This is a genomic window from Cellvibrio sp. QJXJ (assembly GCF_024452345.1).
Classification (GTDB): domain Bacteria; phylum Pseudomonadota; class Gammaproteobacteria; order Pseudomonadales; family Cellvibrionaceae; genus Cellvibrio.
Map to the genome: position 1 here is coordinate 1,452,051 of NZ_CP101662.1, position 14,472 is coordinate 1,466,522.

The 14,472-nt window shown below is 50.2% G+C and carries 14 protein-coding genes; 10 read left to right on the forward strand and 4 right to left on the reverse strand.

Going from position 1 to position 14,472, the window contains the following annotated elements:
• From NNX04_RS06220 to NNX04_RS06250, 7 genes are all read left to right on the forward strand, one after another.
• The gene (locus tag NNX04_RS06220; RefSeq protein ID WP_261947820.1) at positions 1-771 is read left to right on the forward strand and encodes an ABC transporter ATP-binding protein; all 771 of its coding nucleotides are present in this window, start codon (positions 1-3) and stop codon (positions 769-771) included.
• The gene (locus NNX04_RS06225; protein ID WP_261947821.1) at positions 768-1,772 is read left to right on the forward strand and encodes an MlaD family protein; all 1,005 of its coding nucleotides are present in this window, start codon (positions 768-770) and stop codon (positions 1,770-1,772) included. The genes NNX04_RS06220 and NNX04_RS06225 overlap by 4 nt, the downstream gene beginning before the upstream one ends.
• Position 1,773: 1 nt before the next feature.
• Positions 1,774-2,349 (forward strand): PqiC family protein, encoded by a 576-nt coding sequence (locus NNX04_RS06230; RefSeq protein WP_261947822.1) that lies wholly within the window; start codon positions 1,774-1,776, stop codon positions 2,347-2,349.
• Between the two features lie 96 nt (positions 2,350-2,445).
• Positions 2,446-3,588 carry a YihY/virulence factor BrkB family protein gene (locus NNX04_RS06235; protein WP_261947823.1) on the forward strand — a complete coding sequence of 381 codons (1,143 nt, stop codon included), beginning with the start codon at positions 2,446-2,448 and terminating at the stop codon, positions 3,586-3,588.
• A gap of 239 nt (positions 3,589-3,827) precedes the next feature.
• Complete coding sequence (locus tag NNX04_RS06240) at positions 3,828-4,826, forward strand: 2-hydroxyacid dehydrogenase (RefSeq protein ID WP_261947824.1); 999 nt, start codon at positions 3,828-3,830, stop codon at positions 4,824-4,826.
• Positions 4,827-4,871: 45 nt separating this feature from the next.
• Positions 4,872-7,382 (forward strand): alpha-glucan family phosphorylase, encoded by a 2,511-nt coding sequence (gene glgP, locus NNX04_RS06245; protein WP_261947825.1) that lies wholly within the window; start codon positions 4,872-4,874, stop codon positions 7,380-7,382.
• 115 nt (positions 7,383-7,497) lie between these two features.
• Entirely contained in the window at positions 7,498-8,364 is an 867-nt protein-coding gene (locus NNX04_RS06250) for a substrate-binding periplasmic protein (protein ID WP_261947826.1), read from the forward strand.
• Positions 8,365-8,367: 3 nt separating this feature from the next.
• Here NNX04_RS06250 and NNX04_RS06255 read toward each other — a convergent pair whose 3' ends face one another.
• Positions 8,368-9,981, reverse strand: a complete 1,614-nt coding sequence (locus tag NNX04_RS06255; protein WP_261947827.1) for an L-lactate permease — start codon at positions 9,979-9,981, stop codon at positions 8,368-8,370.
• Positions 9,982-10,169: 188 nt separating this feature from the next.
• On the opposite strand from NNX04_RS06255, the gene NNX04_RS06260 reads away from it, so the two are divergent.
• Positions 10,170-11,324: an MFS transporter gene (locus tag NNX04_RS06260; protein WP_261947828.1), complete on the forward strand. Its 1,155-nt coding sequence runs from the start codon at positions 10,170-10,172 to the stop codon at positions 11,322-11,324.
• A gap of 99 nt (positions 11,325-11,423) precedes the next feature.
• Here the strand turns inward: NNX04_RS06260 and purU are convergent, their stop codons facing one another.
• Genes purU through NNX04_RS06275 form a run of 3 tightly spaced genes read right to left on the reverse strand, consistent with a single transcriptional unit; the run spans position 11,424 to position 12,830 of the window.
• Complete coding sequence (gene purU / locus NNX04_RS06265; RefSeq protein ID WP_007640314.1) at positions 11,424-12,284, reverse strand: formyltetrahydrofolate deformylase; 861 nt, start codon at positions 12,282-12,284, stop codon at positions 11,424-11,426.
• 40 nt (positions 12,285-12,324) lie between these two features.
• Positions 12,325-12,579, reverse strand: coding sequence for a Txe/YoeB family addiction module toxin (locus NNX04_RS06270; protein ID WP_007640312.1), 255 nt, complete (start codon positions 12,577-12,579; stop codon positions 12,325-12,327).
• On the reverse strand, positions 12,576-12,830 hold the full coding sequence (locus NNX04_RS06275; protein ID WP_040391565.1) for a type II toxin-antitoxin system Phd/YefM family antitoxin: 255 nt from the start codon (positions 12,828-12,830) through the stop codon (positions 12,576-12,578). The genes NNX04_RS06270 and NNX04_RS06275 overlap by 4 nt, the downstream gene beginning before the upstream one ends.
• A gap of 250 nt (positions 12,831-13,080) precedes the next feature.
• Between NNX04_RS06275 and NNX04_RS06280 the strand changes: the two genes are divergently transcribed.
• Complete coding sequence (locus tag NNX04_RS06280; RefSeq protein WP_157152488.1) at positions 13,081-13,584, forward strand: hypothetical protein; 504 nt, start codon at positions 13,081-13,083, stop codon at positions 13,582-13,584.
• Positions 13,585-13,617: 33 nt separating this feature from the next.
• Positions 13,618-14,433 (forward strand): peptidoglycan-binding protein, encoded by an 816-nt coding sequence (locus tag NNX04_RS06285; RefSeq protein ID WP_261947829.1) that lies wholly within the window; start codon positions 13,618-13,620, stop codon positions 14,431-14,433.
• Positions 14,434-14,472 lie beyond the last annotated feature (39 nt).

The window sequence follows — 14,472 nt, forward strand, 5'->3', positions numbered from 1 at the left end:
ATGAATACCACTCCGTTTATTAGCGTGCGCGATCTCAGCATCGGTTATGGCAGCCGTGTAGTGCAGCAGAATTTAAATTTTGATATTGGTAAAAACGATATCTTTTTTATTATCGGTGGCAGCGGCTGCGGCAAAACCACATTACTCAAACATATGATTGGTTTGATTGCACCAAGCAAAGGCCAAGTGTTATACGAAGGTGTCAATTATTATCAAGCCGATGAAGACACACAATTAAAACTGTTGCAGAGCTGGGGCATTACTTATCAGTCGGGCGCTTTGTTTTCCAGTATGACGCTTGCTGAAAACGTCGCCCTGCCCTTGCAGTTGTATACGGACTTATCCGAAAAACAAATCGCCGAAACAGTTGCGTACAAATTATCCCTGGTCGGGCTCGCGGGTTATGAAACATTTTATCCGTCAGAAATCAGTGGCGGCATGCACAAACGTGCGGGGCTAGCTCGCGCCATCGCACTGGACCCGCAATTATTGTTTTTTGACGAACCTTCCGCAGGTCTGGACCCCATCAGCTCCTTGCGGCTGGATCAATTAATCGTGCAAATCTGTAAAGCGCTGGGCTCCACGGTAATTATCGTCTCACATGAACTGCCCAGCATTTTATCCATAGGAACCCATTGTGTGATTTTGGATGCACATGCCAAAACCATGATGGATTCAGGCGACCCGAAAGAATTACTCCATCACAGCCCGCACGAAAAAGTGCGTCAATTTTTGAACCGTGCAGGAACAGCGGCAGCGGAGAAGCAATGAAAAAGAACAATTCGTTTAGGATCGGCGCTTTTATTGTCGGTGCAATACTGCTGGTATTTTTAGCTCTGCTATTCTTTTCCGGCGGTGACCTTTTTTCGCAAAAGGAGCGAGTCGTCATGTATTTTGAGGGCTCGGTTCAAGGCCTGCAGGTCGGCGCCCCCATTAAACTAAAAGGAGTAATTCTGGGCGAAATAACGGATATTCAAATTAATTTTGACAGCAACACACAAGATAACGGCAATAAAAATAACTCCGCAAAAAACATTGTCACAACGGTAACCGGCGACTTAGCGTTAAAACGTATCAGCCGTAAGGGGAATGAGGTATCGCTGGAATTCTTTGAAGAGGCCATAGCCAATGGCTTGCGCGCGCAGCTCAACTTCCAAAGTTTTTTAACCGGCCTACTCTATGTGGAACTGGACTTTTTCCCGGACACACCTGCCACCCTCTACGGTTTCAAAAAAAATTACCTTGAGCTACCCACGGTCGCAACCGGTTTTGAAGAGCTCACTAAAAACCTGCAAGAGATTAACCTGAAAAGCTTGGTTAAAAATTTGGATCAACTAACACTGCGCCTGAACAACATTGTAAAAAGCGGTGTAATAGAAGAAACATTGGGCAGCGTAAAATTGGCGGCTGATAGTTTCACCGAAACATCCCAAACTATGGGGCAGGATGTTAGCCAGCTAAGCAAAAACCTGAGCGATACCAGCCGTACGCTCAATACCTTATTAGCGTCACTCAACAAACAGACACCAGCCGTAGCCGATGAACTGCGAGCAAGTATGCTGCAATTACAACGAAGCCTGGTGGAGTTAGACAAAGCCTCTAATAGCGTGCACCAAAGTTTCTCTGAAGACGCGCCACTGGTAAACCAACTTAACGACACCCTTAAAGAAATAAGCCGCTCTGCCGAGGCATTCCGCACACTGAGCGAAACAATTGACCAACAACCTGAGGCGCTACTGCGCGGCAAACAGGTTTCGGATGAGGACGAATAATATGATGCGACATTTATTTATCATTGCATTACTCAGCAGCCTATTGCTGGGCTGCCAACAATCACCGCGCAAACAATATTATTTATTAAACGCAACGCCCCATGCAGATCAATCAGTAGCGGTTACCCAGTCGGTAGGGTTGGGGCCAATAGACGTTGCCGATTATTTACAGCGCTCGCAATTAATTGTTAACAGCGATGCAAATAGCTTGCAGGTGTCAGATAACGCTTATTGGGGCGAACCGCTACCCAAAGGCATTACCAGAGTATTGGCGATGAATTTAATGAACCACCAACCCACTCGTGCAGTCGAATTATTCCCTTGGCGCAGCGACAGCACCCCTGCCATTAGCATTCGGATTCAGATACACGATTTACAAATTATCGACGGTTATGCGGTGATCAATGCCAGCTGGAAATTAATGGATAATCTTGCCAAAAAAACTGTGGCGCAACATCACCACATCAATAAACGCCCTTGTGAGAGCACGGCGCGGGATATTGCAGCAGCCTATAGCATATTGCTGGCAGAGCTGGGCAATGAGATAAACCAGGCACTTGTCAGCAAGGGCAAATAATCCATAGCGTGTGCAAACGCACAGATGATTTTCGCGCAAAGAGGGACACTAAGTCGCGATGAGCCCAGTGAATCCTTATTAAAAAAGGATATTAAAATGATTCCCTTTGTACAACTGAAAGAATTTTTTTATATCTTTCGTGACACCTATAACCAGTGGATCGAAAGAGAACCCTTCAGAAGCGCAGCTGTTATCGCGTTCTACACTATATTTTCAATGCCGGGGTTATTGGTCATTATCATTAATCTTGCGGGATATTTTTACGGAAAGGACGCGGTGACACGCCGGATCAGTTCAGAAATTGAAGGAATGATTGGTAGCAATACCGCTAAAGATGTTGAAGCGATAATCGCAAATGCCAGTGTCCATCATGACTTCACGTTTAGTTCCGTGGTTGGCATAGCGACTTTGATTTTTGGTGCTACCGGGGTTTTTTATCAGCTGCAACAAACCTTGAACCAAATTTGGGAGGTAAAAGCACAGCCCAAACGTAAAATACTCAAAATGGTATTGGATCGGATTTTTTCCTTCGGGCTAGTTCTCGCCGTTGGCTTTTTATTATTGGTGTCGTTAATTTTGTCTGCTTTGCTTACATTATTAAGCAATTGGGTAGCTTTTTATTTTTCCGAGACATTCAATATCGTCTTTCGTATTCTTGACCTGTCCTTATCACTGGGGGTCATTACTTTTTTATTTGCGGCGATCTTTAAATTTCTTCCCGATGCAAAAATTCCCTGGCGAGATGTTTGGACCGGGGCTTTTGTAACCGCGTTATTATTTGTGCTCGCCAAATTTGCCTTGGGCGTTTATTTTGCTCACAGCAACCCCGCCTCTGCTTATGGTGCTGCCGGCACAGTTATTTTAATCATGCTCTGGGTTTCTTACGCCGCGTTAATCCTGTTGTTTGGAGCTGAATTTACCCGCATATATGCAGACCACTGCGGTGAACGCGTTCAACCGGAAGACTTTGCAGTCTCCACCCATGAAAACACTACCCCAGCATCCAACGGCCACAATATTCCTGCACATCAGATTACTGCCATACAACCGCCGCAAAGTATGGACCCGCATATTCATCCGTCGCCCGCTACAGATCACATTTACCCCTTGGATAAAGATATGACCCTGGAGCACAAAGCGAGTAAAGCAACCAGCGCAAGCAATACATCAATTGGCGGCGAAGAAGACCCGGGTGCGGGACTGGAATTTCTGGTGACGAGTAACAAACCCAAACAATAAAGGCATTAACATTTATTGTTTATTGGCAGTGTTTCTTAATCCCCGGCAATCAGTATTTGGCTCCCTTGACCTCGATCAATGTGAGCAGCAGGTATGTGGAGAATATAATGATGCAAAACACCCCCACTACCAGCAACGCCATACTGGCAGCGACAATTCCAACTGCCGCCACGACAAGGGGAAACAGCATAATTGGGGCTATGATGTAATTTCGACTCGCTACCTGAAGGAACCCTATTATGAAAGTCGCCATATTCAGTACCAAACCCTATGACCGCGAGTTTTTAACTCAAGCAAACAATGCACTACCGCAAGCCCACGAATTAATTTTTCACGAAACCCAACTTAACACTCAGTCCGCGCTACTGGCACAAAATTGCCAAGCGGTTTGCTGTTTTGTGAATGACCATGTGGATGCAACAACATTGGCGCAACTTGCAGAATTAGGCGTAAAACTGATCGCACTGCGCTGCGCCGGATTTAATCAGGTGGATTTAACTGCCGCGAAAAAACTGGGCCTGCTGGTCGCGCGCGTGGCGGACTATTCACCCCATGCCGTGGCCGAACATGCGCTGGGTTTGATGCTGATGCTCAACCGTAATTTGCATCGCGCCTATCACCGTGTACGCGAGAACGACTACTCGCTCAACGGCCTGTTAGGTTTTGATATGGTGAATAAAACCGTCGCGGTAATTGGTACCGGAAAAATCGGCGCAGTACTGGCGACGATTGTGCGCGGGCTGGGCTGCCGGGTGATCGCCTACGACCCTGAACCCAACAGCGCACTGGTCGCCGCCGGTGTGGCTTATCTGCCGCTCGACCAACTCTGGCCACAAGCCGATATTATTTCCCTCCACTGCCCGCTCAACACTCATACCCATCACCTGATTACCAACAACAGCATTGCGCAAATGAAAAACGGGGTGATGTTAATTAATACCGGGCGCGGCGGTTTGATTGATACCAAAGCGGTAATTGACGGCTTAAAAAGCAAAAAAATTGGCCACCTCGGGCTGGATGTGTACGAGGAGGAAGGCGATTTATTTTTTGAAGACAACTCCAACCAGTTGTTGCAAGACGACGTATTTGCACGCCTGCTCACCTTCCCCAATGTAGTCATCACCGGCCACCAAGCCTTTTTTACCCGCGAGGCACTCACTGCCATCGCCCGCGTGACCCTGGCCAATATCACCCATGTTGAACGGGGCGAACTGACGCAGGTGTGTTTGGTGAACTGAAACACTGCCGTTTAGCCGCCCATTACACGCAAAGGAGCGCCGTCCATGCCGAACCTTGAACGTCAATTGCCACCACCGCTGGCGATATTGCACGAGTTGGCTGCCGACCTGCAGTGGAGCTGGAACCATTCCGGCGATGCCCTCTGGCACCGGCTCAACCCCGCCGTGTGGGAAAGCACCGGCAACCCGGTGAGTGTGTTGCAATTCACCAGTGACCAACATTTGCAACAGCTGGCGAAAGACCCGGATTTCCTCACCCACCTCGCCCAACTCGTGGCAGCGCGCCGTCGCTATTTGGACGAACCGGGTTGGTATCAGCAGCACTACACCAATGTGCCACTCAAAGGCATCGCCTATTTCAGTATGGAATTTGGTGTATGCGATGCCCTGCCACTCTATGCAGGTGGTTTGGGCATTCTGGCGGGCGACTATTTAAAAACCGCGAGCGATTTGGGCGTGCCGCTGGTGGGTGTAGGGCTCTTGTATCAGGAGGGTTACTTTCGCCAGAGCTTTGATAACCAGGGTTGGCAGCAGCAGACTTATCTGTTTAACGACCCCGGCAGTTTGCCCCTGACACCGCTGCTGGATAAGGACGGCAGCTGGATGGATGTCGCTACCAACTTTCTGTGTCGCGAAGTGCTGTTTCGGGTGTGGGTAGCCCAGGTCGGGCGCGTCAAACTTTACCTGCTGGATAGCAATCACCCCTGCAATCAACCCCGCGACCGGGGTATTACCAGCCAGCTTTACGGCGGTGGTACCGAGCTGCGGCTGGTGCAGGAAATCGCGCTGGGCATTGGTGGCTGGCGCTTACTGGAGCGGCTGGGGCTGGAGATCGATATCTGCCACCTGAATGAGGGCCACGCCGCTTTTGCCACGCTGGAGCGAATCCGCGCTCATTGCGTCAAACATCAAGTCGATTTTTGGCAGGCACTTTGGGCCACACGCAGCGGCAATTTGTTTACCACCCACACGCCCGTCGCGGCGGGCTTCGATCGCTACCCGCCCGAGCTTTTGCGCCGCTATGCTGGTGAGGCGGCGCTGGAGATGGGTGTCACTATGGATGACATACTCGCACTAGGGCGAGCCAACCCCAAAGATGCCCGCGAGGAGTTCAACATGGCCTACCTCGCCATGCGCACCTGCGCGCACAGCAATGGCGTCAGTGAATTGCACGGCCAGGTTAGCCGGCGAATTTTTCAGCCACTTTTCCCACGTTGGCCGCAGCGCGAAGTACCAGTCGGCTATGTGACTAATGGCGTGCATATGCCCAGCTGGGCCGCCAGCGACAGCGATGCGGTGTGGCGCCAACTCTTCGGCGATAACCCCTGGCAGCAAGACGAGACCCAACTCAACCCCGCGCGCTGGCAGGAACTGAGTGACCAGAGCTTGTGGCAGCTCGCCAGCACTAGCCGGGCACGCTTGGTGGGTTATGCGCGCCTGCGCTATCAGCGCCAGTGGCGCCACGAATCCAGCCAGCTGGATTGCAGCCTGCCCAACCTCCACCCGCTCGACCCGAATATTCTCACCTTGGGTTTTGCCCGCCGTTTTGCCGAGTACAAGCGCCCGGATTTGTTGTTGCACGACCCGGAGCGCCTGACACGGATACTGTGCAACAGCCGCCACCCGGTGCAGCTATTGGTGGCGGGTAAAGCTCACCCGGCCGACAAACTGGGCAAAGCCAAATTGCAGCGTTGGCAGGAATTTGTGCAACGCGACGAGGTGGCTAAACACCTGATTTTTATCGAGGATTACGATATCGCCCTCGCCCGCCATTTGGTGCAAGGGGTGGATGTGTGGATCAACAACCCCCGTCGCCCCTGGGAAGCCTGCGGCACCAGCGGTATGAAGGTGTTGGTCAATGGCGGTTTAAATCTTTCATCGCTCGATGGTTGGTGGGCTGAGGCTTACGACCCCGCATACGGCTGGGCCCTGGGTGATGGCGGCGAATACGGTGCGGAACAGGACGCCGCCGGTGCCGAAGAACTTTACCAATTGCTGGAACAACAGATCATCCCCTGCTTTTATGAGCGGGACGCCGAGGATATCCCCCGTCGCTGGCTGCAATTAATGCGCACCAGTATGGCGCAGCTCACTCCCCGTTTTAGCACCAATCGCATGCTGCGGGATTATCTGGATAACTATTACCTACCCGCCGCTCAACAGTACCAGCAGCGCATGGCCAAACAAGGCGGGCTCGCACAGGAATTACGTCACTGGCAACAGCATTTGGCACGCCATTGGCATGAAATTCATCTTGGGAAACTCACGATGACCGAACGCGCGGGCAACTGGCTGGCTGAAACCCAGGTTTATTTAGGCGGTATAGCACCGGAACAGGTGGCGATAGAAATGATCGCCGATCCGGTGGGCGAAGTGCCTGCAGAGTGCATCCGCCTGCAATTGGCCTACCCACTAACCGGAGCGATTAACGCCTATCACTACCAAGGTGTTATTCCGCAACACCGACCAGTGAGTGATTGGAGCCTGCGCGCTATAGCCTGTCACCCTCACGCCCAAGTACCGGCAGAAAACCCGCTTATTTGCTGGGCAGATTGAGGCGACAAGGCAAAAGCCGGTTATCTGAGCTATAAACAGTGTGTTGTGATCAAATGATAAGCAGGCCGCGTAATTGGATTAGGCGGTTTTTGTGAGTTCAGTACAGGAGCTATGTGTGTCACTGGCCAAATTGATTGGATCTACCCTTTCACGTTCCTTGTCGTTCTCGCTGGCGTTTAGCCTCAGCTGCCTGGCCGCTGGCGACAACGCAAAGAGTAACCAACACCCCGCGGCGGAATCAGCCGCTCCGGCACAACAAACCATCCGTATTGCCACTGGCGAATTCGCCCCTTGGACAGGCCAACAACTGCCTGATAATGGCCATGTGAACCATATTATCGCAGCCGCGTTTGCCACCCAGGGGGTGACCGTCGAGTTTGTGTACTTACCCTGGAAACGCGCTTTTGAAGAGGCACGCTTGGGCAAATTTGACGCCACCAGCTACTGGTATGAAAACAGCGAACGGCGCGAGGCCATGCTGTTCAGCGACCCACTCATAGTCAACCGCACGGTTTTTTTCCAACGCACCAATAGCGATGCCATCCGCTGGAAGAATTTTGGGGATTTAAGCCAGTATCGGATGAGCGCCACCTTGGGCTTTACCTACACAGAGGATTTTTATCGCGCGGTTGATGCCCAGGTTATCAACCCGATTATGGTGCCCTCGGACATCCAAAATATAAAATTGCTGATGGCCGACCGGGTGGATTTGTTTGCCACCGATGAGATGTCAGGGTTTTACATGGCCGCCCAGCTGAGTATAGACCCGCGCAAACTCAAGGTAATAGAGCCCGCGCTAAGTTCACCAGAGGGTTATTTGCTGGCAAGCAAAACTCACCCCAACGCGCAGGCATTGATCAATACCTTCAACCAGGGCCTCAAACAACTGAAAAAGAATGGTAGTTACCGCAAGATTCTGGACCGCGTGGATAACAGCAGTTTTTATAACCCCACTGCTAGCCTGCGGAAAACCGAGCGCTAGCAATCACACAACTAACGCCACTACCAAATATCCCAAAGCACCTGCGCAGGCACAATAAAGCAGCGCCGGTGCCAAGGTGTAGCGAATCACATCGCCCTCCCGCCCTACCAGTTTCACCACCGAAACCGCTGCCACTACGTTAAGCACACACACCATATTGCCCGCATTGGCGCCAAGCATCTGCAGCGCCAGAATCCAATGTTCGGGCAGGTCAGCCGTTTGGGCGGCGTCCTGCTGCAAGCGCGCAAACATCATGTTGGAAAAGGTAGAGGAGCCAGCGATAAAACTACCCAAAGCACCAATAAATGGCGCCACCAGCGGCCACTGATTGGCAAAGGTGTCGGCCGCCAAAACCCCCAATTCTTTGGGCATGGCCGCCAAACCCGCGCTGTTCTCGCCAGAATTGAGGAAAATGCGCACCATAGGTACCGAGGTCGCCAGCGCAATACTGGTGGGTAATAGGCGCCCGAGTGATGCTCGCCATACTTGCCCTGTAGCAACCAATGGCAGGCGATATAACAAACCAATCACCACGGCGACCAGCACAAAAATACTGCCCGGCAAATAGAGCGGCGCGACCCGCGTAGAAATTTGCGTCCCTAGCAACGCGTTAAATTCGATGCTGACTGACTGCAACAGCGCCTTAAACGGCAGCGTATCCACCCGGGTCAGCACCAATAACCCTGCTACCAACAGGTAGGGAAACCAGGCTTTGAATAAACCCATCGTTGGCAGCTGTGTAACGCCGGTGGCATGGGGCAGCAATTCATCTGTCATAACCGGCAAGCGCCAGACCTCGGTAGGCAGTAACCAGCGACGCCGTGCGGCGCCAACGACTAACAGCAATCCAACCAGAGCGCCAAGAATACTGGGGAATTCCGGCCCCAACAGGCGCAGTACGCCATAGGCAGGTAAGGTAAACGCAAGACCGGAAAACAGGGCAAAACGCCAAAGTCGCAAGCCCTCGCGCCAGCTGCGATTGGCACCAAAAAAGCGCGTCAGCATGGCCACCATTAACAGCGGGAGAAAGCTGGCGATAAACACATCCAGCGTCAAGGCACCAAGGGCAATTTGCTGCAGCCGGTCAGGCGTCGCATTCGCCAAACCCTGCCCTATGCCTACAATCACCGGCGTACCCACCGCCCCAAACGAGACTGGCGCACTATCCCCAATTAATGCCATTACCACGGCTGCCATCGGGGGAAAACCCAAAGCGACCAACAAAGGCGCACCTATCGCTGCTGGCGTTCCGAACCCGCTGGCCCCCTCCAAAAATGCACCAAATAACCAGGCGATGATAATCACCTGCACCCGGTGATCCGGCGAGATACGCGCGAACCAGTCGCAAATAACCCGAATCGCCCCCAGCGCCGTCAGGGTGTTCAGCAGCAAGATGGCCCCAAACACAATCACCAGAATAGTGAAGGCGATAATCCACCCCTCCAGTATCGATGCTGCCAATTGCACTGCAGATACCTGCCACACCCAGGCGGCAAACGCAGCGGTAATTAACAGGCTGAGCGGCATAGCGCGGGTCGCGGGCAAGCGCAGTAAAACCAGCAGGATAAACACTGACAGAATGGGTACTAGCGTGGTGAATAATTGCAACCAGGTCATTGGCGCGACCGCCGGCAAAAAATAAAAGGTGATCTCATGTGGCTATCCTAGTCCAAATGCTCAAGCGCCATTTGCGCTGTATCAAGCATAGTTGATAGGGCAAATCCGATTTACAAATCCTCACTAACCCTGCGTTTTGGCGACAGGTATAGTGCGCAGCTTGATTTATTCGCTGGAAGTTTTTACTTATGTCTGCCACCCACCCTATTGGTACAGCCCAATACCTCTCCACCCGTTTTGCGTTTTTAATTACCGGCCTCGCCATGTCGGCTTGGGCGCCGCTGATTCCATTTGTGAAAGCACGACTGGCGATTGGTGAATCCACACTCGGTTTATTAATTCTGTGTTTTGGCGTTGGCTCACTGCTGGCGATGCCGGTCACCGGCCCACTGGTTAATCGTTACGGCTGCCGTCGGGTTATCACTACCACCTTGTTACTAATGTGTGTGAGTTTGGTCTGCCTCGCCATTTCCCCCGGTATTCCCGGCATGGCCATTAACTTATTAATTTTCGGCATGATGCTCGGTGCCACGGACGTCGCCATGAACATGCAAGCGGTAGTGGTAGAAAAAGCCAGCGGCCGCGCGATGATGTCGGGCTTCCACGGCTTTTATAGTCTGGGCGGGATCTTTGGTGCGGTGGTCATGAGCGTACTGATGTGGCTGGGTTTATCGCCCTTTCACGCCCTGCTCTGCCTTACCGCCGTGCTCTTACTGATGCTGGCCTACTGTGCAAAAGATTTATTACCAAAAAATATTAATGAAAGTACTAGCGGCGAACGCGAACCTTTTTTTGTAATCCCGCGCGGCAAAGTATTACTCATCGGCAGCCTGTGTTTTGTCGCCTTCCTCGCCGAAGGTGCAGTGCTGGATTGGAGCGCTGTATTCCTCAATACATTACGCGGTATCGACCCGGTTTACGCCGGTTTGGGTTTCGCATGTTTCTCAGTCGCCATGACCATCGGCCGCTTCACCGGCGATAAAATTGTCAACGCCCTCGGCGGCACCCGGGTTGTGTTCTGGGGTGGACTCTGCGCTGCGAGTGGTTTTTTGTTAGTTGTACTTACCCCCTTTACCCCTACCGCTTTTATCGGCTTCACGCTGGTTGGCGTGGGCGCATCCAACATAGTGCCGGTGCTATTTACCGCCGCCGGCAATCAAACATCCATGCCAATGGGTTTGGCGATTGCTGCCGTGGTCAGCATGGGTTACGCAGGGTTATTAGCGGGGCCAGCGGTGATTGGTTTTATCGCTGAGTTAAGCAGTTTGAACGTGTCATTCGGGATTGTAGCGCTTGGTTTATTGGCGCTGGCGATGTCGGCCAAAAAAGCAACTCACAAATAATTTACACCGACATTATCTGATCCAATAAAAAACGCGGCGATAATGTTATCGCCGCGTTTTTGTCACCAGCTTGCTCACCAAAAGAAGTTATGCACTGACCTATCTTGAAAACACCACCGTCTTGGTGCCATTCAACAACACGCGATGTTCCGCATGCCAGCGCACCGCGCGGTTCAACACTACCGCTTCAATATCGCGCCCGATCTCTGCCATTTCATCCGGTGAATTTACGTGGGACACACGCTCTACCGACTGCTCGATAATCGGGCCTTCATCCAAATCCGCCGTGACAAAATGCGCGGTAGCGCCGATGAGTTTTACCCCACGCTCAAACGCTTGGTGATACGGTTTTGCGCCTTTAAAACCGGGCAGAAATGAGTGGTGGATATTGATCGCGCGGCCATTTAATTTGCGGCACAAATCGTCAGAAAGAATTTGCATGTAGCGCGCGAGCACTAAAAATTCGGCTTGCAAGTCCTGCATTAATTGCCACAGCTGTGCCTCTTGCTGCACTTTGGTGTCGGCGGTGATGGGTAAATAATGAAATGGCAATTGATACCATTCCGTTAAATCGCGCATCACATTGTGGTTGGACACTACACCCACAATATCAATCGGCAGCGAACCGTTTTTCCAACTGTTCAGCAGTGCGTTCAAACAGTGCCCCCATTGGGAAACCGCAATTAGCACACGCGGCTTGGTGTGGCTATCAAAAATATTCCAATCCATTTGGAACTGCTCGCCCAGCGGCTTAAACAGCGAGCGAATCTGCCCTAGGTTGTAACCCACCGGGCACTCAAATACGGTGCGCATAAAAAAGCGGTTGCTTTGCACATCTTCAAATTGCGAAGACTCTTTAATATTAAAACCCAAGGTCGCAAATAAAGTGGCCACAGCGGCCACCAAGCCTTTGGAATCCTGACAACTAAAGGTTAAAACGATTTCCTTAACAGCAGACATGTGATTTCTCTTTATCAAATTCAATTTAAAAATGTAGTCATCAATAGTGATAACGGCATTGCACCACAATTATCATTTCATTTTCAACGCGATAAACCAGTCGATGTTCGCGATCAATTCGCCGCGACCAATATCCTGACCAGTGGTGTTTAAGCGGTTCAGGGTCACCTATTCCGATAAAGGGCTGACGTTGAATTTCTTTGATTAGGGTATTGATGCGCTTCAGTGTTTTTTGATCCGTTTGTTGCCAGTAAAGATAATCTTCCCAGGCATTATCCGCCCACGCCAATATCATTCCTCAATCAACCCCCGCTGCGTCGCCTTCCCTGCGGCCACCTGGTTAATTGCATCATTCAGCCGCGCGGCATTTTTCGGGCTAGCCATCAAATACGCGGTTTCTTCGTAGGCCTGAAAATCTTCCAAGCTAATCACCACCGCTGGCTTCCCATTCTGACGGGTAATCAGCACCGGCTTGTGATCGTCGTTCACCTTGTCCAGCACACTGGCCAGATCATTGCGAAACGCGGTATAGCTCATAGTATCCATAGGTCGTCTCCCCAATAGGATCTGTAAAGACCTCATGCTACCTGTACTTATTTCTGTACGCAACTTGCAATAGGAACTGATTGTCAGGAGTTTTAATTAAATCATGCAAATGGGATAAAGATCTAAACCCGCCAGACTTAATCGAAACACTGAAACTGTGAGCAAATTATCTCAATAGCGAGCAATAATTCGGCCACAACGATTGGTTGAAGTATAAAATCAACCACCCTTAAATTATGGAGGATTAACGTTGAGCAATATTAATAAGAAGAACCTTCTTTACATGGCAGCCTTTTTACTAGGCGGCTGTATAAACGAGCACAATATAGCTAGCGAAATTAAAAATGAGGTGGGCAGCACAGCAAAAATACTGGTGCCCAAAACATGCAATATACCCACGGATGCATTCAAAAAGTTACCCACTGAGGTGCTTGATGGAACAGATGTGGTAGAAATTAGCAGTTTTAAAAGCTCTACCATTTCAGGTTCACATTTTCATACTGAGATGGGTGGCTCCACTATAAAAATTGACGTTCAAACATTAACAGATCAGTACCAGATAACGCGACTCTACAAAGAACCCGACCTTCAAGATATGACCTCGAATTACAAGAACTTATGTATAAATGCAGAGCATCTATACGGTGAACATGTTCGCGGTGTTTTTACTGAAAAAGGGATTTTGTGGTTGGAGCTGAAGTCTGACGTCGAATTTATTTCACCTGACATGTGGATTTATTTGGAAAAAAACTGACTACTGGGAAAAATTTAAAAAAGGAAATTATCTATGACACAAAAAACATTACGCAAGGGATCACAAGGAAAATCAGTTGAAAACCTACAAAAATTGCTCAATGCATTTAATGAGAATACCTTTTTAACTGTAGATGGTGATTTTGGTTCAGCAACATTAAAGGCACTTAAGCATTTTCAGGAAAATGCCGGACTAACGGCTGATGGCGTGGTTGGCCCAAAAACATGGCATGCGCTGTCCCTAGGTGCACCATATGCAACAACCAAATTAGCAACTGTCAGCACCCCATCCTCTAGCGCTTCTTCGCCACAGGGATTACTGGCTGAAATCGCAGCAAAATATATTGGTGTGAAGGAGACAGGAAATAATAAAGCCGGAGATAGCCAAGAACTTCTGGCAATTTTTAAGTCAGACTCACTGACGATAAATGGTGCTACAGATGGCTATCCTTGGTGCGCCGCTTTTGTATCATTTTGCGTGCAGAAACTACTAAACAACTCCCCTTTCTTTTTGACAACACAACCCCCAAAAGAAGCATCAGTGAGTCGGTTTTTGAACATCTGGGCGAAAAATAATAACTGCTTAATTTTCCCAAGAAACTCAGAGTTTTTCACACCTCAGAAAGGTGATATTGTGGTTTTCACTTTTTCGCACATAGGAATAGCGGAAAGTGTTAGCGGAAGAATGGTTACCACCATTGAAGGCAACACTAATGATGCAGGAAGTAGAGAGGGCTCTGTTGTAGCAAGAAAGATTCGTGTTAATTCCATCATCAAGTCATATATACGGTTACCACTTTCAACAACAGCCAGTACTGCTCGCATTACCGAAATTTCACGAATATGCTGAAAGCCTAATCAGAGTCAAAGCAATACTTGCTTTGACTCT

Excerpts from the sequence above, each read along its gene's own strand:
- NNX04_RS06270 (WP_007640312.1), bottom strand. The coding sequence starts at position 12,579 with ATGATATTGGCGTGGGCGGATAATGCCTGGGAAGATTATCTTTACTGG.
- NNX04_RS06235 (WP_261947823.1), top strand. The coding sequence starts at position 2,446 with ATGATTCCCTTTGTACAACTGAAAGAATTTTTTTATATCTTTCGTGAC.
- NNX04_RS06260 (WP_261947828.1), top strand. The coding sequence starts at position 10,170 with ATGTCTGCCACCCACCCTATTGGTACAGCCCAATACCTCTCCACCCGT.
- NNX04_RS06240 (WP_261947824.1), top strand. The coding sequence starts at position 3,828 with ATGAAAGTCGCCATATTCAGTACCAAACCCTATGACCGCGAGTTTTTA.
- NNX04_RS06285 (WP_261947829.1), top strand. The coding sequence starts at position 13,618 with ATGACACAAAAAACATTACGCAAGGGATCACAAGGAAAATCAGTTGAA.
- glgP (WP_261947825.1), top strand. The coding sequence starts at position 4,872 with ATGCCGAACCTTGAACGTCAATTGCCACCACCGCTGGCGATATTGCAC.
- NNX04_RS06225 (WP_261947821.1), top strand. The coding sequence starts at position 768 with ATGAAAAAGAACAATTCGTTTAGGATCGGCGCTTTTATTGTCGGTGCA.
- NNX04_RS06230 (WP_261947822.1), top strand. The coding sequence starts at position 1,774 with ATGATGCGACATTTATTTATCATTGCATTACTCAGCAGCCTATTGCTG.
- NNX04_RS06275 (WP_040391565.1), bottom strand. The coding sequence starts at position 12,830 with ATGGATACTATGAGCTATACCGCGTTTCGCAATGATCTGGCCAGTGTG.
- NNX04_RS06220 (WP_261947820.1), top strand. The coding sequence starts at position 1 with ATGAATACCACTCCGTTTATTAGCGTGCGCGATCTCAGCATCGGTTAT.
- NNX04_RS06255 (WP_261947827.1), bottom strand. The coding sequence starts at position 9,981 with ATGACCTGGTTGCAATTATTCACCACGCTAGTACCCATTCTGTCAGTG.
- purU (WP_007640314.1), bottom strand. The coding sequence starts at position 12,284 with ATGTCTGCTGTTAAGGAAATCGTTTTAACCTTTAGTTGTCAGGATTCC.